At 57.2% G+C, this 26,813-nt stretch carries 18 protein-coding genes; 7 read left to right on the top strand and 11 right to left on the bottom strand.

All coding sequences use genetic code 11. From position 1 onward, the window contains the following. Window positions 1-36 precede the first annotated feature (36 nt). Window positions 37-1,044, top strand: a complete 1,008-nt coding sequence (pstS, locus tag AAID99_RS03870; protein WP_332349754.1) for a phosphate ABC transporter substrate-binding protein PstS — start codon at window positions 37-39, stop codon at window positions 1,042-1,044. A 72-nt stretch (window positions 1,045-1,116) separates the two neighbouring features. Here the strand turns inward: pstS and AAID99_RS03865 are convergent, their stop codons facing one another. From AAID99_RS03865 to AAID99_RS03855, 3 genes are read right to left on the bottom strand one after another with little or no spacing between them, the layout of a single operon-like run. Beyond that, on the bottom strand, window positions 1,117-1,794 hold the full coding sequence (locus AAID99_RS03865) for a response regulator transcription factor (RefSeq protein WP_498493196.1): 678 nt from the start codon (window positions 1,792-1,794) through the stop codon (window positions 1,117-1,119). Further along, window positions 1,791-2,876, bottom strand: coding sequence for a sensor histidine kinase (locus AAID99_RS03860; RefSeq protein WP_498493195.1), 1,086 nt, complete (start codon window positions 2,874-2,876; stop codon window positions 1,791-1,793). Before AAID99_RS03860 ends, AAID99_RS03865 begins: the two co-directional genes overlap by 4 nt. 10 nt (window positions 2,877-2,886) lie before the next feature. Then, on the bottom strand, window positions 2,887-5,169 hold the full coding sequence (locus tag AAID99_RS03855) for a TonB-dependent receptor (RefSeq protein ID WP_498493194.1): 2,283 nt from the start codon (window positions 5,167-5,169) through the stop codon (window positions 2,887-2,889). Window positions 5,170-5,776: 607 nt separating this feature from the next. On the opposite strand from AAID99_RS03855, the gene AAID99_RS03850 reads away from it, so the two are divergent. Beyond that, window positions 5,777-5,902: a hypothetical protein gene (locus AAID99_RS03850; RefSeq protein WP_498493193.1), complete on the top strand. Its 126-nt coding sequence runs from the start codon at window positions 5,777-5,779 to the stop codon at window positions 5,900-5,902. Window positions 5,903-5,922: 20 nt separating this feature from the next. Here AAID99_RS03850 and AAID99_RS03845 read toward each other — a convergent pair whose 3' ends face one another. The 6 genes from AAID99_RS03845 to AAID99_RS03820 all read right to left on the bottom strand — a co-directional run bounded on the left by AAID99_RS03845 (window position 5,923) and on the right by AAID99_RS03820 (window position 14,191). Beyond that, complete coding sequence (locus AAID99_RS03845) at window positions 5,923-7,110, bottom strand: MFS transporter (RefSeq protein ID WP_498493192.1); 1,188 nt, start codon at window positions 7,108-7,110, stop codon at window positions 5,923-5,925. A gap of 324 nt (window positions 7,111-7,434) precedes the next feature. Next, window positions 7,435-9,573 carry a TonB-dependent receptor gene (locus tag AAID99_RS03840; protein WP_498493191.1) on the bottom strand — a complete coding sequence of 713 codons (2,139 nt, stop codon included), beginning with the start codon at window positions 9,571-9,573 and terminating at the stop codon, window positions 7,435-7,437. A gap of 91 nt (window positions 9,574-9,664) precedes the next feature. Continuing rightward, window positions 9,665-10,036 (bottom strand): DUF2946 family protein, encoded by a 372-nt coding sequence (locus tag AAID99_RS03835; RefSeq protein WP_498493190.1) that lies wholly within the window; start codon window positions 10,034-10,036, stop codon window positions 9,665-9,667. Between the two features lie 353 nt (window positions 10,037-10,389). After that, entirely contained in the window at window positions 10,390-11,601 is a 1,212-nt protein-coding gene (locus AAID99_RS03830; protein ID WP_498493189.1) for a Dyp-type peroxidase, read from the bottom strand. Beyond that, complete coding sequence (locus AAID99_RS03825; RefSeq protein WP_498493188.1) at window positions 11,598-12,752, bottom strand: hypothetical protein; 1,155 nt, start codon at window positions 12,750-12,752, stop codon at window positions 11,598-11,600. Before AAID99_RS03825 ends, AAID99_RS03830 begins: the two co-directional genes overlap by 4 nt. Before the next feature lie 8 nt (window positions 12,753-12,760). After that, window positions 12,761-14,191 (bottom strand): carbohydrate porin, encoded by a 1,431-nt coding sequence (locus AAID99_RS03820; protein WP_229719897.1) that lies wholly within the window; start codon window positions 14,189-14,191, stop codon window positions 12,761-12,763. Window positions 14,192-14,584: 393 nt separating this feature from the next. Here AAID99_RS03820 and AAID99_RS03815 point away from each other — a divergent pair, with 393 nt between their 5' ends. Together AAID99_RS03815 and AAID99_RS03810 are read left to right on the top strand one after the other, a co-directional pair. Next, entirely contained in the window at window positions 14,585-16,963 is a 2,379-nt protein-coding gene (locus tag AAID99_RS03815; RefSeq protein WP_498493187.1) for a TonB-dependent receptor, read from the top strand. 299 nt (window positions 16,964-17,262) lie between these two features. Then, on the top strand, window positions 17,263-19,872 hold the full coding sequence (locus AAID99_RS03810; protein WP_498493186.1) for a TonB-dependent receptor plug domain-containing protein: 2,610 nt from the start codon (window positions 17,263-17,265) through the stop codon (window positions 19,870-19,872). 78 nt (window positions 19,873-19,950) lie between these two features. Here AAID99_RS03810 and AAID99_RS03805 read toward each other — a convergent pair whose 3' ends face one another. Next, complete coding sequence (locus AAID99_RS03805; protein ID WP_229719895.1) at window positions 19,951-21,708, bottom strand: hypothetical protein; 1,758 nt, start codon at window positions 21,706-21,708, stop codon at window positions 19,951-19,953. Window positions 21,709-22,030: 322 nt separating this feature from the next. Between AAID99_RS03805 and AAID99_RS03800 the strand changes: the two genes are divergently transcribed. After that, a complete protein-coding gene (locus AAID99_RS03800) occupies window positions 22,031-23,161 on the top strand; it encodes a serine hydrolase domain-containing protein (RefSeq protein ID WP_498493185.1) in 1,131 nt (376 codons plus the stop codon). Window positions 23,162-23,209: 48 nt separating this feature from the next. Here the strand turns inward: AAID99_RS03800 and AAID99_RS03795 are convergent, their stop codons facing one another. Next, window positions 23,210-23,983 (bottom strand): SDR family oxidoreductase, encoded by a 774-nt coding sequence (locus AAID99_RS03795; RefSeq protein WP_188427319.1) that lies wholly within the window; start codon window positions 23,981-23,983, stop codon window positions 23,210-23,212. A 575-nt stretch (window positions 23,984-24,558) separates the two neighbouring features. Between AAID99_RS03795 and AAID99_RS03790 the strand changes: the two genes are divergently transcribed. Next, window positions 24,559-25,725, top strand: a complete 1,167-nt coding sequence (locus tag AAID99_RS03790) for a sedoheptulose 7-phosphate cyclase (RefSeq protein ID WP_498493184.1) — start codon at window positions 24,559-24,561, stop codon at window positions 25,723-25,725. Further along, the gene (locus tag AAID99_RS03785) at window positions 25,725-26,759 is read left to right on the top strand and encodes an aldo/keto reductase (RefSeq protein WP_188427317.1); all 1,035 of its coding nucleotides are present in this window, start codon (window positions 25,725-25,727) and stop codon (window positions 26,757-26,759) included. The genes AAID99_RS03790 and AAID99_RS03785 overlap by 1 nt, the downstream gene beginning before the upstream one ends. The last annotated feature ends 54 nt before the right edge of the window (window positions 26,760-26,813 follow it).

Raw genomic sequence — 26,813 nt, 5'->3', positions numbered from 1 at the left:
GAACGAGCCGTCATCTAGATCTATTGAGGTCATACAATGCAGCTTTCCCGTATTTTCGGTGCTCTCTCCCTCTCCCTGGCTCTGAGCTGCGGCGTTTCGCACGCAGCCACCATCACCGGGGCCGGGTCGAGCTTCGCCGCGCCGATTTATGGCGCCTGGGGTGAGACGGCGCAGAAAGCCATTGGCACCTCCGTCAATTATCAGAGCGTCGGTTCGGGCGCCGGACAGAACCAGGCTATCGCGCGCACGGTCGATTTCGGCGCGTCGGACAAGCCAATGGAAGCTGCCAAGCTCGACAGCAACAAGCTCTATCAGTTCCCGACCGTCATGGGCGGCATTGTCGTGATCGTCAACGTGCCTGGCATCGCCCCGGGCAAGCTGAAGCTCGACGGCCCGACCATCGCCGGCCTGTATGACGGCACGATTTCCACCTGGAATGACCCGCGTATTGCTGCCCTGAACCCAGGCCTGAAGCTGCCTGACTCGGATGTTGCGCCCATTCACCGCGCCGACGCATCGGGCACGAGCTTCGTGTTTACCTCTTACCTCTCCAAGGTTTCGGCCGCATGGAAGGGCAAGTTCGGCGCAGGTACGTCGATCGCCTGGGCTGGCGGCGCAGGCGCACGCGGCAATGATGGCGTTGCCGCAGGGGTCAAGGAATCAGAGGGTGGTATCGGCTATGTCGAATACGCCTATGCGAGCCGCAATCATCTGAACATGGCCCAGCTGCGCGACCATGACGGCGCCTATATCGCGCCGAATGCCGCGTCGTTCGCCGCGTCTGCTGCCCATGCCGACTGGGCACATGCTGACCGTTATGCCGTTGATCTGCTCGACATCGCAGGCGCCAATGCCTGGCCGATCATGAGCGCCACCTTCGTTCTGGTCCCGACCGACCCGAAGGATGCGGCTCAGGGCAAGGCCGTGAAGGATTTCTTCAGCTACGCACTGAAGAATGGCAACCCTGACGCGGTCAAGCTCGACTACGTCCCGCTGCCGCAATCGGTCAAGGACGGCGTTCTCAGCGGTTGGCCGAAGAACTGAAAACCGCTTCCGGATGGATGTTTCATCCGGTCTGTATTGCAGGAAGGGGCGCTCTCAGGCGCCCTTTTCGATTCAACCTGTCCGTTCGGACTGGACGACGCCCGACCGAGATAGATCAAGGTGTTCCTTGAGCCGGTCGAGTTGTCTAACCAGTTCTGGCAGGCTGCCCGCCTCCATTTTCCGCATCAGATTGGACCGTCGCACCTTGACCGTGATCTCGCTTAGTCCCAGCTCGGCGGCGGTCTGCTTGTTCAGCAGCCCTGCGACCACACGCATGGCGACGGCGCGTTCTCCTTCGGTCAGAAGTGCCCACCGGCCGATAAGCGCTTCGTTTTCCTGCTGACGGCTCAATCTTGTCTCATCCATTATCAGTCCGCGATGAATGGCATCCAGCAAGTCGATATCGCGAAAGGGTTTGGTCAGAAATTCGATCGCACCGTTTTTCATGGCCTCGACACCCATGGCGATATCGCCATGCCCGGTAATGAATATCACGGGTGTCAAACTACCGCGCTCCTTGAGGCGGCGGTGAAAATCCATTCCCGATAGTCCCGGCATTCGGATATCCAGAACCAGAACGCTTGGGCCGGACCAAGGCGCCGCACGGAGAAAGGAATCAGCATCGGAAAAACAGCAGACGTCATATCCGACTGACATCAGGAGATCTTCGAGCGCATGACGGATCGAAGCATCATCGTCCACAACGTGAATACGGGCTCGGTTCTGCGGTGTAACGAGTTGATTGCTCATGGGCCGCCTCTGACCTCCCTGCCCTCGCCCTCACGTTCCGGGAGTGTCGCCGCCGGAATGCGGTAACAGAAAGCCGTTCCTTTTTTCTGATCCTGCATCACCCAGATCTGCCCCTTATTGGCCTCGACCAGATTGCGACTGATGGCCAGACCGATCCCGGTGCCTTCTTCCTTGCTCGTCCAGAATGCCTCGAACAGATGTGAAGCAAGGTTTGGGGGAATACCCGCGCCGTTATCCTCGATCCGACAGCAGGCATGACCCTCCTCGTACCAGATCCGCACTTCTATGAGCCCCCCTGACTGCTTCGTGCCGACGATGGCCTCGATGGCATTCGCGAGAAGATTGCCCGTGACCTGCTGGATCTGCACAGGATCGGCATAGGCGAGAACCGGCTCGTGCATCTCGATGAAGCGATAGAAAATGCCGTGCTGGTCCAGCCGGTGGCGTATCATCTGCACCACCTCGCCGATCGCCTGCCCCAGTGAAAAACGCTGCGCCTCTGGCGTTCCGCCTTTGGTCAGGGCACGCATACGCGTCAGAATGGCGGCAGCGCGAGTGGCATCGGCTTCGATACGCGCCAGCGCATTGCGCGCCCGCTCGAAATCGGGAGGGGCAAGCGAGAGCCAGCGCTTGCAGGCCTGACTGCTCATCGTGACAGCAGCCAGGGGCTGGTTCAGCTCATGCACGATAGAGGTTGTGAGCCCACTGAGCGTTTGGGCGGTGGTAACGCGGGTCAGGCGTTCCTGGGTACGCAGGGCAATATCCCTGGCCTGCAACATCCTGAGCGCAAGCCAGGCGGTGATGACGATCGCCGCGGTGCTCAAGCCGAGATTGATCAGCCCGCTTGGCACGTTACCCCGCACCGTAAAGGCGAAGCTGACCCCGGTAAGGGCCAGACAGACAAGGGTAAGCAGACCGATCGCGCCGCGCCTTATGACAAGGGCGGCGTAGAGGATCACGACCGTATAAAGCACCGGCATCGCGACTTCATAATGGGTCAGGGTGTCGGCCACAAAAATTGCGACAATGATGATCAACAGACAGAAAGGATGAAGATAACGAATGACGTGCTGATCCTTCATACTGCCCTCCTCAGAACCGGGTTCCGAGACTGATGACCATTTGACGAGGGGCCGAACGCTGCATGGTCTGATAGTCTCCCGAGAACGGCGCCCCGTCGACATTCAGATTGCCGATCATCTTGCTGTTCATCAGATTATAGACATCGAACCGCGCAGTGATAGGCGGCAAGGCCCCATGACGCTCGAATTTCCACGATGCATAAGCCGTCATGTTCCAGTAATTCGGCCCCATAATGTCATTAGTGTAGGAGAAAGGCCGCTTCAGATAGACGATATTCGTCGCCCCGATTTCCAGCCTCGACATGTGGAGCAGCGCACTCGTCTGCAGGCTCAGTTCGGGATAGCCCGGCTGCGCTTTGCCTCTCAGCCCAAATGTCTCACCATCGATGGTAAGATCGCCGCCATAGCGAAAGCGACTGACAGAAAGAGACTGACGCAGAGTGAAATGCTCTCCGATGGGCAGACTCGCGGCAAGGTCCCCGCCCCATATATGCGATGCCCGCACGATGCCTACTGTATTGACCGGGCTATGCAAGGTGCCGACGGAGGCCGATACGAGGCGGTTTTCTATCTGGCTGAAATACGCGTCCCATGACAGCGACAGCCAGTGTCGACGGATATGACCGCCCAACGTTACGGTCGTGTCGCGTTCGGGCGCGATGCGACCGAGGGCCTCATCGAAACTCGCCTGATCCGATGCCGACCAGATGGAAGCCGAATAGCCGATATTGCCTCTTGGTGAGAGACGATAGGCGCTTTGCGTCTGGGCAGCATCGATAAACAGATCGTCATGCCCATTATAACGCCAGAGAGCGGAAAGATGGGGCAGAAACCCTGCCTGCGAGCGCAGACGGCCTCGTGGCGCATCATCGAACCCCGTGCCCCCTCCGTCAGAGACGAAATTGACAGCCTTGAAACCCGCACTCACGGTCAGCGCGTCGGAAAGCTTCCAGTCGTCACGAAGAAAGATCTGCTGCGACCGCGTGTGCCAGGTTGAGAGATTGGCCATCTGAAAGGCCGGTCCATAGACCGTGAAGGGGCCGACTGCTTTCAAAGGTGCGCCAGTGCCTAAAAGAGGCTCATTGTACCACGCCTGATGCGCGTCCGAAGAAGCGGCTTCCTCCCAGAGGCCAGCCGACACTGTGTGACGCGCAACGCGATAATTCAGCTCGAACGATCCACCGAAGCGCTGCACCGCCGAGTGCCAGACCTGCTCTGAAAACGGTGCGCCCGTCTCTGAAGGGGTTGTCGGGTCCGAGACGCTCGCATCGGTATAGGTGCTCGCTCCATAGAACACAGCCTTACCGCTTAGTCTTGGAGTGATACGAAATTCATGGGCGAGAGAGCCGATAAAGTCGCGCGAGACCTGACCGCTATCATAGGGCGTAAGTGCTGCGCGCTCAGCACAGCTATAGGCACCGCACATTTTGTCAGCGTTTTCAGGGAGCGCTGCATGGTAGGCCGCCGCGTAGTCCGGATAGCTGTAATCAGACCCGCGCCAGCCGAGCCGATCGAGCATCTCATGCGAGACATCGTTATACCCCCAGATACGCGCTGAAGACGCCGAGAAAAACCCGGTGAGCGAGCCCCAGCTCAGATCCTGCGTTGCCTTGATATTACCGCGCATCATGTACTGGCTGCCGAAACCCTGGTACTTGTCTTTGCTGATGCGCTGAAAACCAGCCATCACCTTGGGGCCATTCGCGCCGATCTGGCCCGTCTGGCCAACGATCGTGGTGACGAGCGTATTGTTACTACCCGCGCCCTGATTGACCGAAAGGGAGCGTTTCTGGCTCGGTGCCAGCAGCGTGTATCTGATTTCCCCGCCATTATTACTGTTCGAAAACAGATTTTCCCGCGCAGTACCCGGCGACACGTAAATCGACCCGATCGTGTCCGGAACACTGATATTGAGCACGTTCGTGCCATTAAGGGTTCCGAAACTCGTCTCATTGAGCGGAATATTTTCGAACATTACCCCAAGCTCGTTCATGTGAAAGCCGCGCAGGAATAGGCTCGCATCGGATTCATCCAGGCCATAGGCGTCTGATGCCGTATAGGACACACCGGGCACCTGGGAGAGAAGCGCAAGCGGGTTTGACCCGCTCAGAACGCCGCGCCAGTCCGAAGGCGTCAGGAGGGACCCATTCGCGCGCACAGTTCGATGCGCCTCTCTGTCGACCCGGATCGTCTCGACAGCGTCGGGTCGTGCGACTTTCGTCGGGTGGATGGGTTTCTTCGTTACCCCTTGAGCGCGTGACGAATGCTCTGTCGCCTTGGATTTGGCGCGCACGGCGTCTGCCGAGGTAGCCGATGCCGTACTCGATAAGGCCGCGCACAAGAACAGGATCAACCCCGAAGGCCATCCGAAGAACCCACTCGAATAATAAAAAGGGACGGTGAAATGGTACCGAGCGGGATGTTTTGAGTGAAACTGCATGTTTCGGCCCTCCTGTGAGGGTGGTCGTAATAGACGTGACCACAGTCCACCATATTCTCTTTGGTTTCGATCACTATACCTTCGTATATTTGTTTCTTTTATTGATCGCACTACTCCCTTGGGTCGAGCCTGCACCAAGGGGAGGAAATATGCGCGCGCGTAAAGGCTTTCCCACCTGGAAAGATCACACTCTGACGTTATGAATAAACATAAATCAGTTTCTTAGATAAAATTCTCCATTATTCAGTTTTGATCTATATCAATTTTGTATTTTGTGAATTTATTTACATTTTTGAAGTATTGATCGGAATGGATTCAGGGCGCATCGTAACGGTGTCGAGTGGATCGGCCCATCATCGAGGGCCTTGAAGAGCCAGATAAAAGCCGGTTCGCCGACAGATCCTAAGGAAAGGGAGATCGCACAATGAGATGGTGGGGCCCGATACACGAACATTACGCCATGACTGACATGCAGTCCCTCGCGCTCAGCGTTGCGGCGACTGTAATTGTCGCCTCTATTATCGGCCTGAGCGTTCGGGCAACGAAAAAACGGCGCCTGCACATCACGCCCATGAAGCACCTCTGAAGTCGCCTTCTGGCCCGCGGTTACCCGATCAGAGGCCGCAGCCCTCTCACGAAGGTCACCAGACCAACCAGCAGGAGCGTAATTGCCATCAGAGGCAGGATCCCAATCGTGGCATGGGTCAGAGCTATGCCACCCAGCAGGCCGCCGAGAGAAACGGCCAGATTCCAGGCGGTGGTCGCCATCGCCTGCGCCGCATCGAGCGACGTACCGCTTACGTGAGCCATGGCGTTCTGGGACAGCGCCGCAAAACCGCCCGTTGTCAGCCCCCAGAGAACGATAGCTAGACAGACCGGGAGAGGATGAGCAAGCGCCAGCCCGAGAATAAGGCTCGCGCAGGCAAAAAGGACGATACTGGCCGAGGTCAGTGAAGCCATGTGACGATCGATCAATACGCCGGTGACGAAGAGCCCGACCACGGAAGCCGCACCGAATAACAGCAGAAGTGCATCGATCCATCCGCCAAGCCCCGAAGGGCCTAGAAGTGGCTCTATATAGACATAGAGCAGGCTGTGAGCGGCGACGAAGCTGAAGATAACAGCCAGGTTCGCCAGGACACCGGGCAGCCGCACGGTTCGCACAATGCTGAAACTGACCTCGCCTTGACTTCCCGGCGCATCGGGCAGGACAAGAGCCGACCAGACAATAAGAATAAATGATAAACCGCCCAGGGCAGTGAATGTCCCACGCCATCCGATAACATGCCCAAGAAAGGCACTCAGCGGCGCTCCAAGCACCAGGGCCAGCGTAACGCCTGAGCCGGCAAGGGCAATGGCACGTCCCTTTTGCCCGTCAGGGGCGAGACGCGTCGCGTATCCGGCAAACATCGCCCAGATCAGCCCGCCGCAACATCCCGCGATGAAACGGATGCACAGGGAGAGGGGAAAGCTACTGACGAACGCATTGCCAAAATTCACCAGAGCGAATCCTGTCAGCCCCGTCAGCAGTAATTTCTTGCGTGCCATGCGATGGGTGAAGGCGGTCGAGGGCAAGGCCGCAGACAGCGCTCCAAGGGCAAAAGCCGTGATGAACTGCCCACCGACGGCTTGCGGCACCCGTAATCCGCTCGAAATGGATGACAACAAACCGGCAGGCGTGATCTCAGTCAGCAACGTGACAAATGCCGCCATGGCAAGAAGAAGCATCGCATGAACGGGCATACGTTGCTCGACCACGACCGTGTGACCTTGCTCGTTAGACAGGACTGACATCACTTTCCCTCATCTTGGGCAGTCCTTCATGCTTGCGCTTTGCGAAGGCCATGCCGCCATGCGTAAATGACGGAGGCTGCACCGAGAGAAGAACGCGCCTTTTAATTTGCATAGCCGATCCCTCACCCGAAGAGAGAAGCGCCGACCCGGATTGTGGCGATAGCCGATTACGCATCGATGGCCAACCCGGGTATGACGCGATTTTGACTGGAAAGACAGATTCCATCCTGCCCCCTCGTTTAAATCACGTCCCTTGCCTGAGGTCAGGGCGCTCGACCAAAAACCCCGATTGAAGACGGTACCGGCCCCGTCAGTCGGTCGATGTCAGAAGGCTGCAGTCAGGCTGAGATTAAACGACCGACCGAGCCCGGCCAGCGGCCCCAGAACGCCGGTCTGCTTGTAATCGCCAAGTGAAAGGCCACCGAGCGGCAGGTAATATTTCTGGTTTGTCACGTTCTCGATGCTGCCATCGAGCGTGAGTTTGTGCCAGCGATAGCTCGCCCCAAGGCCGAGTAGGGCGTAGCCGGGAGTCCGAGGCTCGTTCCGCAGCCAGTCTACCGTCGATTTCTTTTTCACAAGCGTCACATCGACACGGCCGGTGAGGTTCTGCCAGGTCTCCCGCAGGCCGACCGTGCCATTGACCGGCATTTGGTGATAGAGGCCGGAATGCGTTTCGAGATCCTGCCCTCGTACCCAGCTGAAGGTGCTCACGATCTTGCCCTGGCCGAAACGCTCCGTATCCCACAAACGATACTGGCCCGAGCCGTTCAGCCCATAGCTCTGCGCGTTATGATTGACGAATTGCAGCATCGACAGGCCTTTGCTCAGGGAGCCGATACGCATGACGTTAATGTAACCCTCAGTATAAGTATAGATTGGCTGGAGCTTGAGGTTCCATCCGTCCCCCCTGGGGTCATGCCACGTCACCGTAAGGCTGGCCGTGTTCGCGATTTCCGGGCGCAAATTAAGATTGCCGACATAGCCGTTCCCATCGCCGAACCAGCCGATCATGCGCATGGCCATTGCGCCCCGTCCCCAGGCATAGCGTTCGTACAGATTGGGAGACCGTGTCTTGCGGGCATAACCGCCCTCGATCATCAAGCTGTCGAGCGCATGCCACCGCCCAGTCGCCGTAACGTCGAAATTGGTGTCCGTGCGGCCACGTGATGCGGCATTGAAACGCCTGGCAGCCATGATATCGGCCATCTGCATCATGCCCATCCAGGAATAGGGCGCGACCTTGCCCGTATTCATCATGATCAGGTCATTGCGCAGGCCGAGCTGTGTCGAAAAACGCCGCGTCCATTGTGCGTTCCACTCGATATAATGACCCAGACGGTCGCGATGCCCGTTATTGATATTGTGAAAGGTATTGGGCCCCATCATCATGCTGTTGGCCAGTGGCGGCCACCAGTCATTGAGACCGTTATGGTCATAGCCACTACCGATCTTGACATTGTGACGCGTCGAGAGCGGTATGGTCAGATCGATGGCATATCCCGCCGTGCGGGCATCGGTGTTCATGGGCATGCCGGTCGTGGCGCTATGGCCACCCTTGTCGCTCATCATGTTCATGACATGGTCAACGCGCTGCCAGAAGCCGCGTACGTCGAGAGTGGCCCAGTTGAATTCGCCACGATACTTGCCGTTGACGAAGGTCGAGCGGTTATTCGTCATATCCATATACTGGTTGGGAAATCCCTCATAAGGAATGTCCTGCTGACCAAAGGTCAGCGCCAGCAGATGATTGTCCTTCTTCAACCCTGCCGTAACAGCATGATTATAGGAAAGATAGCTGGTGGAGCGTACCTGACGGCCGTCTCCGCCTGTATGATAATTGCTGGCATGGGCATAAGAGCCTGTATAGCGGATGCTGAACATGTCATTGGCAACCGTGACAGTGCCCGAGGCACCCGAGCCGCCAGCATTGCTGCGATAATCACCCCTGACATGACCGGTCACGAGTATCTTGCCGCTCTTTGCAAAAAGCGGGTCGCGGCGCTCGACCTTGACGGTGCCGCCCGTGCTGTCGCCACCGATACTGACCGGAGTGACGCCCGCAATGGCCTCAGCCGTCGAGACGCTGTCGGGGTCGATATAGGACATCGCCGGGTTCATGTGATTGGGACACGCCGAAGCGATATGCATGCCATCAACGATGGTCGCAACACGATCATCCGCCATGCCATTGAGCACCGGGAGCGCTGATACGCCGCCCGCCGAATACATGCTGTAGCCCAGCGACCCTTTAAGCAAGACCGCTGTATCAGCAGAGTGAATGGCCGTGCGGCGTATGCCTTCGACCCGGAGATATTCCACCTTGCCGTCTTCTTCAGGCGCGAGAACCTGTTTTGTATCGGTCGCAGCGTGGGCATCGAAGGCGATGATGAGGGCGAGAACTGAGGTGCATCCAAGCGCGAGGCGCGCATGACGGAGCGACCTGCCAGAACGGGGCAGAGTCATGACAAGATTATCCTGATCGAAAACGAGACAAGCCGCTGCCTTCCTGCATTCGCCTTTCGCGAAGCCGGAAAACAGGGGCGCTTGCAAGCAATCAGGTTAGAGGGGGTGCCTGGGCAGGCGGCATGACCCATCTCAGACCGGGTGGCGCACGGCATGGCGGAAGGGTGACAAGCTGACTCAGCTTCAGGCTACGCGCGAAAGCGACAATCAGCGCGATGGCGAGAATGAAAAACCCGAGCTGCAAAAGCGGACAAAGAGCGCAGGCTGAATCATGATGATGCCCGGTGCTGTGGCCCTTGGGCTCGGCTGGCATGACCATGCCCGCCTCATCGCAACCGGTCATATTCTCGGCCATGCCCGTGGTCACCACTCCCGGGGCGGCAATGTCGACGCCGATCAGACGCACAATTTCCGATCGGGGCGTTTCGTCAGGGCGCGCAAGACTCTGGAGCATGAGCGACACGAGAAAAGCCAGAAGGACAGGAACAGCTACAGCAAGACGAGAGATCGTCCTGCCTTTGCGTCTGCTCTGTCGGTTTGGCGTCGCCGCGTTAATCGCCCCGTCCCTTCACGTGTCCGGTCTAGTGGGCAGAGAGTTACAACCTGAAACAGGCGGCGTCCAGAGAGATAAAACAGGACCCGAATACTCCCGCTTCATTCCGATGACAAAACCGAAATCTTCTGGATGTATGCCGATTCGTTGTTGAATAGAAACATATTACACGAAGGTCTTGGTTTGTATTTCTACTGCCTTCATGGAACAGCCCCCCTTTCGGAGCAAAGCGCCTGTCAGCCGCTGGATGACGAAGCCGAACCTCAGGCTTCCATGAGGGCCTGACCGATATATCCGCCCTCTTTGCGTCCGGGACAGGCAAAAAGTCCGCCTCCGATATGGGTCGTATACTGGTTCATCATGTCGAATTTCGACATCTTCTCGAAAATCTTCACAAACGCGTTTCGAGGGTCCTGCTGCCAGCTCATAAACAACAACCCGGCATCCATTTCCATCCCCTGGCGCCACGGCGGCCAGCGCTCGGCCGTGAAGCTCAGACCGTTATCATAGGAGTAGGCCCGCCGCAGGATCTGCGCGCCTCCGTTTTCCTCAGGGGCTGCGAGGCGCGCATGGGAGTTCTGCACCGTTACCAGATTGCCGTCACGGACCTTCTGCGTGAGGGTAAGGGGCTCGAATTCTTCATGGCCTCCTATTGGAGCACCACTCAGCTTTTCACGCCCCATCGTCTCTTCCTGGAAGCTGACCGGTGTGCGATCCCAGTGCTCAAGGGCGATACGGATGATGCGCGATACGAGATAGCTGCCGCCCTGCATCCACGGCATGTCGGATTGCGCCGCCCAGATATAGCGATCAGCCGAAGCCGGGTTTTTCGTGTCGGGGTTGATCGTGCCGTCCTTGAACCCCATGAGATTGCGCGGTGTCTTGCCCTTGCCGAAACTCGGCAGGAACCCGGCCTGCGCCCAGCGCGGATTGGCGATACTATAGGCAAGCCGCGTCAGCGCGCGCGACGCATGCAGCGTGGTCTGAGGGTCGTTGGCACAGCATTGCACACACAGATCGCCCCCTGAACGTGCATCGACCAGCTGATCGCCGGTAAAGCGCGGCAGATCGGCCATGGCTGGGGTCCGATGGGCCTGCAGCCCGAAACGGTCCTTCCCGTCTTTCACGAATAGGGTCGGACCAAAGCCGATCGTGATGGTGAGATCGCGATCCTTCAGCCCGGCAATCTCGCCTGAATCGACCAGACCCTCGACGGATTTTCCAGCCATCAGGGCGTCTGCCGCCTCGGTCCATTTTTTGAGCAGCGAGACCAGTTCTTCGCGCTTCGTCGTCGCAACGTCGAAGGTGATGAAATAGGCAAAGGGCTGCTGAGGGGTCAGGATACCCGGCTGGTGAATGACCGGCGTTTGAGCGCCGAAAGCCTGCTCAGCGAGAGGTGCGACGCTGCCAAGGGCTACGGAACTCGCGATGAAACCGCGCCTGCCAAGGCGAAAACCTTTTTCCGTATCTGTCATGGCTGACTCACATTCAATGTGTTCATGTCGTCTTCGACATAATAAAAGCTCTTGCCATCGGGGGTCATGGCTAGACCGAACAGATCGCCATTTCCCGGCGGCTGCTGCGCCTGATCGGCGTCGACCCATTGCGCGTAGATCTGCTTCTTGGCCGCCGGGTCAATTTCCACGACCTGACCGTTTCGGCCATTTGCGACGAGCAGATGGTGGCCCGGCACCCAGATCATGGCGAGCGGCCAGTTCAGCAGGCCACCCTTGGTGATGACCCTGCCAACTGCGTCGTTCTGCCGTGTGACCGGCTCGGTACGTGTCAGCGCATTGTCAATGGCCGTCACTTCGTTGTCGTAACCATCGGTCACATAGAGCGTGCCATCGTCATCAAGCGCCAGTCCCGTCGGCCCGAACAGAAAGTTGTCGCGGTCCGCACGCGCCGAAAACCCGCTAGCGACAACGGTCTGCTTTTCAAGAACTGGCGGGCTGTTATCGGGGATGCTGAGTTCGAGGCGGAGAACCGTCGCTTTCTGCAGGATCGGCGGATAATGTGTCTGCGGGTCGACCACATTCGGCCCTGGCAGATCGAAACCTGTCATGGAGACGAAAAGCGTGGCCTTGTCGCCCTGATCGACACTCGCAATATCGCCCCAGGGCGCGTTGATGAGCGGCCCCTTCCAGGTGGTAATATATTTACCATTGGCATCGAGCAGGATCAGACATCCATCGCCCTTGGTCGTGGTGGTGCCATCCTTGCTGGGGGCGCTACCAACGATGACCCAGCCTTTTTTCAGGATGGTCAGCGCGGTTGTAAGCCCCACCCCACCCGGGCAGGCCGCAAGGTTGCTGGGCAGATTGGCGAAGAGCCGCGCATTGCCTGACACGGGCGAATAGGCAACGATCGTCGTGCCGGTGCCCTGCAAATTGCTGATATTGTTGAAGTTCGTAACCAGAACTTCGTCCTTTTTCAGCACGCCCATATCATGCGGCACGACAACAACGGCGTAGGGGTTCAGATCGCCATTGCCGGGGCTGGTCGATGCCAGCGTCGTATGGCGATGCAGCGTCTCGAGAAACCCCTTCGGATCCGCCTTCGCAGGAGAAGCGGCAGCCACAAGAGTGAGGGCGGTGCAGGCAGCAATCGAAAAACGAGAAAACATGGAACCTCTCACAGCGCGATATTGGTTCTGAACCCGAAGACGAGCTCATCGCGCAGGCGTCGGTCAGGATGGGACGGATTGGGGATGCCGCCACCGGGGTTGAAAATGTACTGGAAATCGGGTTGCCACTGCATCCAGCCGGTAAACTGATACTGATAGGTCAACTCGACATAGGTCTCGCCGCCCTGTGCCGGGGAATAGGCGCCCGAATAGCGCCTGACGGCTCGATCATAATTGGCCAGCGCACCACTGACATGGGTGTAGCCCATACCAATGCCGAACACGTCGTCAGTGCGATATGGCAACGGATCATTGAAGGTGAGACCGAAATTGAGACTGAAATCGATGGGCACGCGATCGGATTGCGGTGTTCCCATTGCACGGCCGAAAATACTGATGGTCCGGTTGGCATCGGTATGGCTGCGCCAGATCATCTGATCCATAACAGCGTAGAAACTGAACGCACCACGATGCGTGCGAGCCGTCCCGTTGCTGTCAGGCGACGCAAGGGATACACCTGTATTATCCCAGAACTGGTCGGCAAAAGGCTCTGAATCGTACCAGCCGCCCACGCGGTAGACATGGGAGAGCGGCTGAACCTCATCGGGTGAAACCATCGCCCCCAGTGCGGGGTAGACATATTGCAACTCGGCAATAGCCAGCACGCCCCGATTGAGCGGAAAGCTTGTGCCGGACGGGTTGGTTATTTGCGGGTCACCGTCGCGATCTCTCGTCGGGCTGCCGCTATAGACACCGCCAAGCAGATAGAGAGGCGTCGCGAGCCAGTATTTGCCACGCACACCGAGGGCAGAGAGCGGATAAGCCGGCCCGCCTCCGGGCATGTCGGCAGAAGGCACCATCGGCCAGCCGAACATCGTATTGGCAAATACCAGAGCATTGCTACTGACCATGTATTCCTGATCGAGGCTCTGCTGGCCAATCTTGATGTCGAGTTTCTGCTGATCGAGGAATTTCTGGTCGTACCAAAACTCCCACAAGCGTGTGGAACGATCGGCCTCGATACCGCTCACTGTCTGCAGGGCCATCAGATTATCGGCGCTGAAATTACGCCCGTGAATCTGCTCCATGCTGACGTTGAAGGTTCCGCCATACAAACCGACAGCACGTTGTGTATCGACCTGAAGCACGGCGACGGTCAGACCATTATATCCTGCGCCGCGATGACTACCTCCTGTCGGATTACCAAAGACTTCGGAGGTTTCCTGAATGGCGAGAACCGCGCCGTATTTCCCGAGTTCCGGGCGTAATCCCCACATATTACCGAGAAGATTCGATGATCGGCGCCAGTTGGAAAGAAAGCCGAAAACACCCGAAGAGTCGTCATCACTCGCCCCTGCGGCATTGCCGAGATTGACAGGCGGAGGAACAGCGCGTGCCGAGAGCGGTAACGACAGCCCGGTCAGACCCAGGCAGGTCACTAATATTCTCGTTCTTCGGGCCTGAGCCTTCGGGCGTCGCCGTGGTCGGAAATCACACATTTATCGCTCTGGACTTGCTGATATTGATAATCGTTCTCAGTCATACCAGCAAAATTTTGACATGGAAGATTAATAGCCATTAACAAACGAAAACGTGTTCCTTGACTTGGAAATCCCACTTTATGGGACTATTCTTTCTAAAAATACCTCTAGATAAGATCGAATACCTAAAATCAAGGAAAAATATACCAGAGCAGATTACACTTTCCCAATCTCTATCGAGTGAGGCTCCCGTTCAGCCCCAGACCAAATTTGTTATAATGTATCAATTTACACAGAAAGACAGACTCCGTATCCCTGCCCGGTCTGCCCTGCTGCAACGGACTGTCTGACGTGTCGAAATACGCTTTTTTCCTTGCTTCTCCGCTTCTCTGCGCCCTGAGCGTCGCGCCCGACTGCGCATTTGCCGAGAGCCGCGACAAAACCGCCCATGACGAGCGTCAGGAAAAAGCCCCGGTCACTGCCCGGACCCCACCCGCAAAGCGCGAAATCGTGACGGTGCGCCGCCATCGCACCAATGCAGACGGGACAACAGGCCGCTCCATAGGGGGCGGGCTCATGCCCAACCAGTCGGCGCCGCGGTCTCAAAGCGGGGTAAATCGCGATTTCATTGCCAGACAATCGCCAACCGTTTCGCCAGTTGCGATGATCGCCGATCTGCCCGGCGTGGTCTATTCGGGCAATGATCCGCTCGGTACCAATGACGAACAACAGGGGCTTTCAGTACGCGGCCTGGACCAGACCGAAATCGGCTATCTGTTCGAAAACGTGCCAGCAGCACCGCCGCTCTTCCTTGTGCCCTATGCTTCGGCAACCGCAGATAATGAGAACATCGCTTCGATCACCCTGGCGCAGGGCGCGGCAGAAACAGCCTCGCCTCTTTATAATGCGGTGGGAGGTGAATTGTCGGTCAGAATGCGCAAACCATCGGATGAGAGAGGCGGTTTTATAGGCGGATCATGGGGTTCGTATAATCTCAATCGCGAGTTTCTGCGTCTTGAAAGTGGCGTTCTGGGCAAGACGGGTGTGAAGGGCTTCGCCTCCTTCTCCTATCGCGGTGCTGACCAGTGGCGCGGCGCAGGCACGTCCCGGCGCTTTCATACTGATATGCGCCTGATGAAGGAATGGGGTCAGAAAAGCTCGGCCTCAGTGATCTTTTCGTTCAATCGCGACCGGGGCTATTATCTGCTCCCCCCCACACTCGCGCAGTGGCAGCGTCTTGGCACAAACGCCAATTATGCCGCCGATTATGTGCCGGGCGACAGCAGCTACTATAAATATCAGGAAAATGCGCGTGCGCAGAGCTTCCTGTCGGCCCCGGTCTCACTCCATCTCGATCGACATCTGACCCTCGATCTGACGCCCTACTTCATTTATGTCTGGGGCTATGACAGCTACGGAACGACACTGAGCCGAACCAACAGCTATAACGGCGCGATGGCGGCAGGCGCGCTGCAGGTTCCGGCGAGCCTCGGCAATAGCTTCGCCTCGGTTGCTACCGACGTTTATCACCAGTCGCATCCCGGCCTGAACAGCGCCCTCCATTACGAGACGGGGGCGAACCGCCTGTCTCTGGGCTACTGGTATTCCTATTATGATTTCTCCAGTCTTTCACGCTATGTTCTGCCGGACTCACAGGGGGGCGTTTCAAACCAGTGGGGCGCCTTTCCCATCCTCACAGCGGCAGGAGCGCCGCTTTCCTCCTATGACGCACGGCTTCTTCAGCAGATCAATGCGATCTCTCTGACTGACAGGCTTCATCTTCTGGACCGGAAACTCACCCTGTCGGCGGGGCTACGTATGGTGCTGGTCTCGCGCTCGGTAACCAATCTACTGCCCGGGGCGCGCTTTCGCAACGGCGCCAGCTATGCATCACCCCTGCCCCAGTTTTCGGCCGCCTATAATCTGACGCCTCATGACCAGATCTATATCAACGGCACGACAGGCTTTCGGGCGCCGTCTGGCATTTCCAGCTATCAGGACCGTTTCAGCATCGCGACAGGTCGGCAATCGCGCGTTGCCTCCTCAGACATCAAACCAGAATATTCGATCGGTGAGGAGCTTGGCTTCAGGCACAAGGGAATGCTGACGCTTTCTCTGGCGCTCTTCAACTACAATTTCACCAATCGGCAGGTTGCCACGACAACAGTCCTGAACGGTGTCACGACAAGTGAATCGATCAATGGTGGCGGACAGACGGCGCGAGGGGCGCAATTCGAACTCGGCCTGCGCCCGTGGCATGGCTTCAGCCCCTATCTTTCGGGGCAGTATATCCACGCCACGATCGACAACAACATCCAGTCCGGTGCCGATTATCTGCCGACCAAGGGAAAGCGCCCCGTTCGTACTCCGACACTCTCAGGCTCGCTCGGCCTTTCCTATGATGACGGGCAGTTTTTCGGCCTGTTTGACGGGCATTATGTCGGCCCTACCTATTCAACATTCATGAACGATGAGCGTATCCCCGGCTTTGCAACGGCCAATCTCTCTCTCGGCTACCGCCTCCAGAAAACGACAAAGCTGAAGACACCACAAATCCAGCTCAATCTGATCAATCTCGGGCGCTCGGGCTATCTGTCGGGTGTCAGCGGCGTCTCGCTCAATCGTAACGCGACACAAGGGGTGTTTGGCACCACCATCGCCGGGAGGGCGCCGACTTACTTCGTCGGAGGTGGCTTTGCCGGCGTGGTGTCGCTTTCTTCCGGTTTCTGACGGGGCGACAGGCGCCACTCTCAGAGGAGTGACGCTGAGTATGACAGAATGTTGCGAAAGCGAATCAGTGCTTCTCATCGTATAAATCTTATTTTATCGTTTCCGCAATGTAACGGTCGAAAGCGGAGATGACAGGGACGGTCCCCGCACGACCCACAGGGTGCATCCATACCGCAGCCCTGCTCACCCTCGAAACCCTGCCTTGCATTGCCACGGATCCTTACCACTCCAAAGGCGTGCCTGGCTGTATATTGTTTCGATATCGTATTGTTCCGATTATAATTCCAAAAGGGCTTTTGATGAGACGACGTGCCTCCCTGCTTACCGCCTCACTTGGTGTTTTGAGCGCCATGGCCTGCATGCCCGACGCACGGGCCGAGACCCTTCCCTCGAAGGGTACCCATGGCAGCGTGAGCAAGTCGCGCGCGCCAGCGGTGCAGAAAGCACCCAAAAAATCTTCGCATCGTGCCAAGGCGATATCCGGCGAAGAATCCGTCATCGTGACCGGCACCCATGCGGTCAATCGCAAGGCGCGCGACAGTACGAGCCCCGTTACGGTCATTTCAGCAGCCGAACTGGCGCGATCGGGCCAGCTCAACCTGACCGATGCCCTCACCCGCGTCTATCCGGCCATCAATATCCAAACACGCGGCAGTGATACGGGGGCGTTGACGGCATCAATCCGTATGCGTGGCCTGAACCCCAACCAGGTGCTGGTGCTTGTCGATGGCAAGAGACGCCATGTAACCGGCAACGTCGTGCAGAATCCGGGTCCGCAATTTGGCTCGACCCCGGTCGATCTCAACATGATTCCGGCCAATGCCATCGACCATATCGAAGTGCTCGAAGATGGCGCAGCCGCGATGTATGGCTCTGACGCGATCGCCGGCGTCGTGAACGTCATTACCAAGAAGCAGGATCATGGGCTGAACATGAGCGCCCAGACGGGCGCAAATGCCTATGCCGGAAGCGGCTGGAATTATCAGCTCAACGCCGATGGCGGCATGAAGCTGGGCCGTGACGGCTATCTGCATCTGAGCGGGCAGATCTACCATACGGACCATTTCTTCACGAACACGGTTGATCACAGGTTGCTGCCCTACGCTCCTGCAGGGGCCAATCTCAGCGGCTATTACGGTATCCTGCCGGGCGCCATCAAGGTTCCCTACAACTCCAACAAGATCACCAGCACGCCCGAAGAAACACGTGAGAATCTTGGTATCGATTTCGGCAAGAAGATCTCCGAGACAATCGATTTCTACGGCCTCATTACCTATGGCCACCGCCATGCAGAGGCAATCCAGAACTATCGCGTACCCAGCATCGCGCCGTCTCTTTATCCGCTGGGCTTTTCGCCTATCGAAACAATCGAGGAAAACGACTATCAGGCCAATCTTGGCGTCAAAGGCAGCCCTCTTTTCGGGTTCGACTGGGATCTGAGCACAGTTTATGGTGCAGACGAAGAAGACATCATCACCAAGAATACAGCCAATACCGGCATGCTGAGTGCTGCCTGCCAGACCACCGACCGAAGCAAGGCGTATTTCTCGTCGCAGGGCTGCGGCTACTCGCCGACCAGCGCACGGGCGCAGACCTATCGCAACGCGATGTGGACCAATAATCTCGATATAAGGCGCAACTTCAAGATTGCGGATGCCGTACCCATGACCCTGGCCTTTGGTGGTCAGCACAGACTGGAAATGTACGACATCATTGCGGGCGAGCCCCCTGCCTACGAGGCCGGTGGCACTCAGGGCTATGCCGGCGCTGCCCCGCAGAACGCCGGAAGCTGGAGCCGTAATATCTGGGCGGCTTATATCGATGACGATTTCCATCCGCTGCCCAAGCTCGATATCGATCTCGCCGGACGCTTCGAACACTACACAGACTCTGGCAACACTGAAAACGGCAAGGTCTCGGCACGTTACGACTTCACCAAGCGCATCGCTGTGCGCGCCACCATCAGCAACGGCTTCCGCGCACCGACCTTGGCCGAGCAGCATTACAGCGCGCTCAGCGTCGGCCCAACCTCTGCCTCGGGTCTGCTGCCCGTGGCCTCGGAAGCCGCCAGAACGCTCGGTGCAAGCGCCCTGAAGCCTGAACGGTCAACAAGCGCAAGTGGCGGCGTGGTGCTTGAGCCGTTGCCGAATTTTCATGTCGAGGCCGATGTCTATCAGATCAATCTGAGAGATCGTATCGTTCAGGGTGGATCGGTTGTTGGCGCTCAGGCCATCACTGCCATCGAGCAGATGGGCTATACACTTCCCGGTGGCGCAACGCTTACCAACCCCACCGGGTTTTCGGCCTATTACTTCTCCAACGGGGCCAGCACGCGCACCCAGGGCATCGACATCAAGGCCGATTACCGACTGCGCCTGCATCGCTTCGGCAATCTGCTGCTTTCGATGGGGCTGAACATCAACCGTACCCGACTGACGCATAACGGTCTGTCGGCAACAGGCAATCCTCTGCTCAACGCCCAGACCATTTCCTATCTCACCAGTGAGTCACCACGCAGCAAGATCGTGCTCAATGCGTATTATACGATCGGCAACTGGGACGTTAACCTGCGGCAGACCCGCTATGGCGAAACCGTGGGCATGCTGACCTATCAGGACTGGACCCCTGCAAGTGCGATCTGCCCGCTCAACGGCAAGGCACTGCGTGGTTCGAATACGTGCTTTGCGCAATTCAAGAACACACCACGTTGGCTGACCGATCTGGAAGTCGGCTATCGGTTCGGCGAGCACTGGCATGTCGCTGTCGGGGCAAACAACATCTTCAATATCCGCCCGCGCAAGGTTCCGGCCAATCTCGCAAGCTACGGCGTCGGGATCTATGACAGCGCCTCGGCTCAGGTGCCGATGAATGGGGGCTATTATTTCGGACGCGTAAACGCGAATTTCTGAGGCAATCACGCTTCGGTGTGAAAAAAAAGGCCAGAGGCTTTTGCCTCTGACCCTTTTTTATTGGCGTGAGCCCGACGCTTACTGGAACGGCAGGTAACGCAGCGAGAGGAATACCATGTTGTCGTTGGTATGCGGCGTACCGCCAACCCCGCTGAACGAGGTGACATAGGTGTAGGAATACTGGGCGCCAACACGCAGTGTGCCGTAATCGCCGTGCAGATAAGTCCACCAGAAACCGGCCGTACCCTGAACAACACGGTTGATACTGGTCTGGCAGGCGCTGGAAGAAGCCCCTTCGATATCGCAGCCGCCGACGCTGTAAAGCGGGTTGCCATAACCATAATGCTTGCCACCCACGTTGAAATAGGAACGTGAGCGCAGCATTTCCATACCGCCATAAGCATAGAGCTGCAGTGCCTTGGTGGCGTTACCATAAAGCCCGACAAGCACATTTGCCGCAGGCATGGGCTTGACCTGGCCCTTCTGGTCGATCGTCACGTCAGGAATATTGGACGTGCCATAACGACCGATACCCGTACCAACGAGGCCCGACGCCTGGAAGAAGATCTTGTGCGACTTTTCGACCGGCAGGATAAGCCCGCCGCCACCGCCGCCCGCAAGCTTGGTGCTGCTCTGGCCCGTGCCTGTATAGGAGACCCGGCTATGCGCAAAACGCAGCAGCCCGGTCAGCTCGTAATGACCCCAGCCCGGATCGGCTGCCAGCTTGCCGATGATATCCGGCGCAACGTCGGTCGAGTAGTTCGTCGACGGGTTGTTCACGTTCACGCCGGCGTTCTGGTAGGTGCCCGAGGTCGCCCCTGTCGGCAGATACTGACCGCCCGAACCGACAGCGATGACCTGCTGCGGATTTTCGACAGAGACACCCACATTGTAGCGCCCATGATCGAAGCCCTTGACCAGGCGGATCTGCGTGTTGCGGGTCCAGTTGAAGCCCGGAATGTACTGGGCATCGATCGAGAGCGGCACCTGCTCGTCACGGGCGCGCATGCCATGGTTGAACATGGTCAGCAGCGACCAGTTCTGACCACCAAGCAGGGTCAACTCGTCGACATCGTCGATCAGCTGACCGTAGAAGACGCGTTCACGAAGCACATAGGAATTCGACTGGCGGGAATTCGATGACGAGCCCGAGCCCTGGAAATCGGTCTCGATATAGGCCTGGGCGCGGAGATTTCTTGTGATATCGCCTTCGACCAAAGCCGCCAGACGACTTTGACGGGCTGACTCGTGGAATTCGTTGATATGGTAGTTCGGGCTGTTCGCGAACGGGATCGAGCCGAAATTCGACGAAATGTCAGACACGTTGTTACGCGACCTGAACATCGTGGCCGCTTCGACATAACCACCCAGGGTGATACGCACGCCACCGATCTGGATCTGACCACGATGGAGCGGCCCGTAAAGGTCGGTCACGCGACCGGTCGGTGTGCCGGTCAGCTGACCATAAGGCGTTGCTGCATTGACGGGCGGGAGCAGCACATTGCTGTTCGGGCCCGGTGCCGAAGCTGTTGCAAAACCAGCGCCGGGGCTGGCCGCGCCCGACCCGTGCGCCGGTGCCCCGCGATAGCCGTTGCGGGCACCGTAGGGATCATTTTCTTCATTCTGACGCTGCTGTGCCAGCTGGTCATGAATACGCTTCATCTCGCGCTGATGCTCGCGCTTCATGTCAGCGAGCTGCGACTGCATGGCCTTGATCTGCTTCTCCATCAGACTCATCTGATCGAGGCTGGCGGCTCGCACCGGGGTCGCCACGGCGAGCGACGCCAGCGAGACCGATGCCAGCAGCAAGCGACAGGCACGGGGGAATGAGGTCATGTCAGTATCATCTTCCGATGCTGCGGTTGGTGTGAGCCTCCCTTACTGACTGCGCCTCGCGACTGCCTGCGAAGCTTTGATGACTCCCATATGACGGAATTATGACAGTCATCCCAATGCATTGTTTAAAAACGATTTTTTCAAAAGTCTCTTTTTCACTTCATGGCTCTTCTCTAACAAAGTATGGCAAGTTGTGGTTTTGAGGCCACAGATCAGCGTCTGTCGTTTCGAACTCATATTGTGAGCAAATCGATCTGATATTGTTTGTCTGTCGGTTGCAGCGCGGGCATCAGAGTCGCCGCAATCAAGAGGAGATCCAGCCATGAGGCGACGGCAATTTACGTTGGGCCTTGGTGCAAATTTCCTGACTCTGGGCGGGTGCGCGACATCCCCCTTTTCCACCGTCGACAGACTCATGACGCAGGCGGTCCATGACGGAAAAATGCCTGGTGCCATTCTCGTCATCGGGCACCACAATACGGTGGTGCACCGTTCGATCATCGGTCACCGCGCCCTCGTACCAGAGAGGGAAAAGCTCACGCTCGACACAGTCTTCGACATGGCATCGCTGACGAAGCCTCTCGTCACGGCGCTCTGCCTCATGCAACTGGTAGAAGCGGGCAGGCTTTCCCTCGACACGAAGGTCAGCGCGCTCCTTCCCGATTTCGCCACGAACGGCAAAAGCGATATCAGCCTTCGTCTCCTGCTCACCCATTATTCCGGTCTGCCGCCAGACCTCCCCCTCGCCACGCCATGGCAGGGTCGTGGTGAGGCGCTTCGTCTTGCCTGCGTCTCGCCCCTTATGGCCCGGCCGGGTTCGACATTCATCTATAGCGACATCAATTTCATCGTGCTTGGCAGGATTGTCGAAATCGTTTCAGGCAACAGCCTCCAGCAACAGGCCCGGCAGGGAATTTTTGCGCCCCTCTCCATGAACCATAGTGACTTTCTGCCGCGACCGAGCGAGCAAAAGATCATCGCACCAACGCAGTATCAGGATGATGGAACGATGCTGCGCGGGGTCGTGCACGACCCGACAGCAAGACGTATGGGCGGAATTGCCGGTCATGCCGGCCTTTTTTCTCGTGAAGACGATCTGGTGCGCTATATCACAGCCCTGATTGCGCGCCGGTCAGGACAGAAAAGCGCGTTTCCGCTCTCGAGAGCGGGCGTCCTGCTTATGACGACACCGCAGCAACCCAAAGACAGGCGTGAGCTGCGCGGGCTGGGTTGGGATATCGACACCCATTATTCCTCCCTGCGCGGAGAAGGCTTCCCGCTAGGCTCATTCGGCCATACGGGGTTCACAGGGCCATCGCTCTGGATTGCGCCGGAAAGCGGCAGTTTTGTGCTGATCTTGACAAACAGGGTTCACCCCAGGGGTGGGGTGAGCCTTGTTGCGCTGAGACGCTCAGTGTCTACCGAAGTCGCGCACGTTCTTTCCACGTTGTAAAGCAACCGGACCGAGAGACTGGATACGGCCATTCGGTCTGACGTGCCCTCAGAGGATCGTATAACCGCCGTCGATCAGAAGATCGGCACCATTGATCATCGCAGCACCCGATGAGGCGAGGAAAACGGCTGCAGCCGCAATCTCTTCCGGTATGGCAAAACGACCTGCGGGGATACGCCGTATGGCCGCCTCACCTTTCTCGCCGGCCCAGGCCTTTTTGCCCAGTTCCGTCAGCACGATGGTGGGCGAGAGGGTGTTGACTGTAATGCCGTGCTTGCCCCATTCGGCAGCAAACGTCTTGGACATGCCAATCACGCCGAATTTCGAGGCGCAATATGCGACATGTTCCTCAATCGCGACAGTTCCTGCCTGGGAAGCGAGATTGATGATGCGCCCGCCCTTGCCTGCATCGATCATGACACGGCCCACTATCTGCGTGACGAGAAAACTGCCCCGGAGATTGATCGCGATCGTCTTGTCCCAATGGTCGAGCGACAGCGTCTCAGCAGGCGCGAGAAACACGACACCGGCACAATTGACGAGAATATCGATCGCACCGAAAGCCGCGACCACGTCGGCCACCATCCTGCGCACTGAATCCGGATTGGAAACGTCACAGGAAAACGGTTTTGCCGCCTCGCCCAGTTCAGAAGCCTTCGCTGCGGCATTGTCCTGATTGACATCGACGACAGCAACCTTGGCCCCTTTTCGCACATAGGCGCTTGCGATTGCCGCACCGATACCGGAAGCCCCACCCGTAACAAGCGCGATTTTGCCCTTGAGGCTGAAATCGAGATCAATATCGGCAGCTGAGAAGTTCATCTCCACGATCACACTCCTTGTGATAAATCACATAATGCGTATGACATTTGTGGCAGATGCGTAAGCGGTTCAGCCTGGATATCACGGGGAGTTCAGTGAAACTCCATGTTTAGTGATAATCGTGACAAAGATCACGACGACGAGAAAAGACGTCGCTGCTGCGTAGGAGAAGTAAAAAAGGGTTTTACCGATATCTGTCTTTGCGAGAGCAGGCGATCGCAAAAATGAAGAGTCTGACTAGAGGTATGCTTTGATGAATATACCATAACCACGCAGATAAATCGATTATACCTTAAATATCATGACAATAATTCCTGTTAAAATTAACCATTTATCAGCAAACTGATATATAATAAATAACAGTTCATGTTATGAAAATAACTGCCATCATAACAAATACGATAACATTAACGTTATTATAACGACGAATCGCAAAATTGAGTCGGAATTACCGATCTATTGACGCAATATCATTGTGTCGCCCCAACCTGCGACGGCAGCCAAACAGAACAAGAAAATACGTTTCTCCAAATAATGATACAGCATTGAAATCATTTTTTCCTAAAAGGATCAGAATGATGACGGCCAATCGGAATGTATCCATACGTGCAAAGCAGATCGTCAGCTACGATATCGCTCTTTGCAGCACGACTGCCGAAACAATTACCAGGATCGTAGATCACAGCAGCGGACACAGACTCATCTTCGTCGATGAGGGGCTTCCTCCCCAGCACCGGGATGAGTTTCTCAACCAGCTTACTGCGGCGGGCGTCACCTTTACCGTTCGCTCCGTTCCGGGTGACGAAGAGAACAACACTCTCCCCAATGTGCTCGACGTCGTGAAAGCGATGAACGAATGCGGTGTGAAACGGCGCTCTGCGCCCAGCATCGTTATAGGGGGCGGTGTCGCCCTCGATATCGTCGGCTTCGCTGCCAGCCTCTATCGACGTGGTGTGCCCTATATACGCGTTCCGACCACATTGCTTTCGATGGTCGATGTAAGCGTTGCAGCCAAGACCGCAGCCAATCATCTGGGCTATCGCAACCGCATCGGCACGTTTCACCCGGCCAGCCTGACACTCGTCAATATGGATTATCTGGGCACCCTGCCACGCCGCCACGTCGCCAATGGGTCGGGTGAAATATTCAAGCTTGCCGTCATCAAGGATGCCAAGCTTTTCGATCTTATCGAGGCCTATTCCTTCAGCCTTGCCAAAAGCCCCGACGATATATTCGAGCGTGAGAAAGAGGCGATCGGCGAGATCATCTTCCGCTCGATCGCGGGGATGGCAGAAGAGCTCGAGCCCAATCTCTGGGAAGGCAATCTCGAGCGCGTGGTCGATTATGGCCATACATTCAGCCCCCTGGTCGAGATGACCCATATTGCCGAACTGCTTCATGGCGAGGCCGTGGCACTCGATTGCCTGTTCAGTGCCATCATCTCCTATCATCGCGGTACATTGTCGCGCCGGGCGCTTGAGCGCCTCTTTCAGGTTGCCTATCGCCTCGATCTGCCCGTTTTCCATCATGGCTTCCAGAACATTGCCCTGTTGATCGACGCGATCGCCGATTCAGCAATCCATCGTGACGGCAAGCAGAATGCGCCGCTCATGAGCGGTATCGGCTCGGCCTATTTCGTCAACGACATCGACGAAACCGAAATCATGCGGGCAGCCGAAGCCATGAAGCGCATCCATGAACAACGCCTGCACGAAAAAACAGAACTCGTCGGGGGCGTCTGATGCAGTATCGCAGCTTGGGAAAATCCGGGCTCGACGTCTCTCTGTTTTCTTTCGGTACGGCCACGTTTGGCCGTACCGACGGGTTTTTCAAAAGCTGGGGAAATGTCGGTCAAAGCGATGCAGACAGGCTCATTGCCTTCTGTATCGATCGGGGCATCAATCTTTTTGATTCGGCCGATAACTATTCCGATGGCGACGCTGAAACCATTCTTGGCGAAGCGCTGCGTGGTCGGAGCAATTCGGTGATCGTCTCAACCAAAACCTCCTGCCCGCTCGGCAGTGGACCAAACCAGTCTGGCGCGTCGCGTTTCCGCCTGATCGAAGCATGCGAAGCGAGCCTGAAACGGCTCAAGCGTGATCATATCGATCTCTACACCATGCATATTTCCGATCAGGTAACACCGGTTGAAGAGACGTTGCGCGCTCTGGACGATCTCATAAGGGCAGGCAAGATACGCTATATCGGCGTCTCCAATTACGCCGCATGGCACCTGATGCGCGCGCTTAGCGTCTCGGAGCGCGCACATTATGCCCGTTATATTGCCTATCAAGGCTATTACTGCCTGATCGGCCGCGATTACGAATGGGAGTTGATGCCCCTGGCCCAGGATCAGGGGCTCGGGTTGATGGCATGGAGCCCCTTAGGCTGGGGCCGTTTGACCGGAAAGCTGCGACGCAACGCGCCACAGAGTGGCGAGGGCCGCATCGCGCAGGGAGGCGCCGCAGGCGGGCCGCCTGTTGATGAATCCTATCTGTATCGCGTGACCGACCAGATGGAACGTATCGAGGAAGAAACAGGGTTCAGCTTTCCCCAGATCGCCCTTGCCTGGCTTAAGGACCGCCCCACGGTTTCGACCATCCTGCTGGGCGCGCGCAAAATCGATCAGCTTGAGGCCTCACTCTGCGCTCTCGACCAGAGCCTGAGCGCAGACCAGAGGTCACGACTGGATGAAGCCAGCCGCCAGCCTGCACCCTATCCTTACTGGCATCAGCAGACGTTGCCGGAACGCAATCCAATCACATCACTTTGGTAAGAAGCGCCTAGGCAAGAACATGTCATCATGGACTTCTTGACAAAGAACTTTCTG

The sequence above is a fragment of the Asaia sp. Ae19-3 genome (assembly GCF_059801175.1).
This window is presented reverse-complemented; position numbering and strand designations above follow the sequence as displayed.

Coding starts and splice junctions, on each gene's coding strand:
- AAID99_RS03825 (WP_498493188.1), bottom strand. CDS start 12,752: ATGTTTTCTCGTTTTTCGATTGCTGCCTGCACCGCCCTCACTCTTGTG.
- AAID99_RS03800 (WP_498493185.1), top strand. CDS start 22,031: ATGAGGCGACGGCAATTTACGTTGGGCCTTGGTGCAAATTTCCTGACT.
- AAID99_RS03805 (WP_229719895.1), bottom strand. CDS start 21,708: ATGACCTCATTCCCCCGTGCCTGTCGCTTGCTGCTGGCATCGGTCTCG.
- AAID99_RS03840 (WP_498493191.1), bottom strand. CDS start 9,573: ATGACTCTGCCCCGTTCTGGCAGGTCGCTCCGTCATGCGCGCCTCGCG.
- AAID99_RS03830 (WP_498493189.1), bottom strand. CDS start 11,601: ATGACAGATACGGAAAAAGGTTTTCGCCTTGGCAGGCGCGGTTTCATC.
- AAID99_RS03845 (WP_498493192.1), bottom strand. CDS start 7,110: ATGTCAGTCCTGTCTAACGAGCAAGGTCACACGGTCGTGGTCGAGCAA.
- pstS (WP_332349754.1), top strand. CDS start 37: ATGCAGCTTTCCCGTATTTTCGGTGCTCTCTCCCTCTCCCTGGCTCTG.
- AAID99_RS03785 (WP_188427317.1), top strand. CDS start 25,725: ATGCAGTATCGCAGCTTGGGAAAATCCGGGCTCGACGTCTCTCTGTTT.
- AAID99_RS03865 (WP_498493196.1), bottom strand. CDS start 1,794: ATGAGCAATCAACTCGTTACACCGCAGAACCGAGCCCGTATTCACGTT.
- AAID99_RS03850 (WP_498493193.1), top strand. CDS start 5,777: ATGACTGACATGCAGTCCCTCGCGCTCAGCGTTGCGGCGACTGTAATT.
- AAID99_RS03860 (WP_498493195.1), bottom strand. CDS start 2,876: ATGAAGGATCAGCACGTCATTCGTTATCTTCATCCTTTCTGTCTGTTG.
- AAID99_RS03810 (WP_498493186.1), top strand. CDS start 17,263: ATGAGACGACGTGCCTCCCTGCTTACCGCCTCACTTGGTGTTTTGAGC.
- AAID99_RS03790 (WP_498493184.1), top strand. CDS start 24,559: ATGATGACGGCCAATCGGAATGTATCCATACGTGCAAAGCAGATCGTC.
- AAID99_RS03795 (WP_188427319.1), bottom strand. CDS start 23,983: ATGAACTTCTCAGCTGCCGATATTGATCTCGATTTCAGCCTCAAGGGC.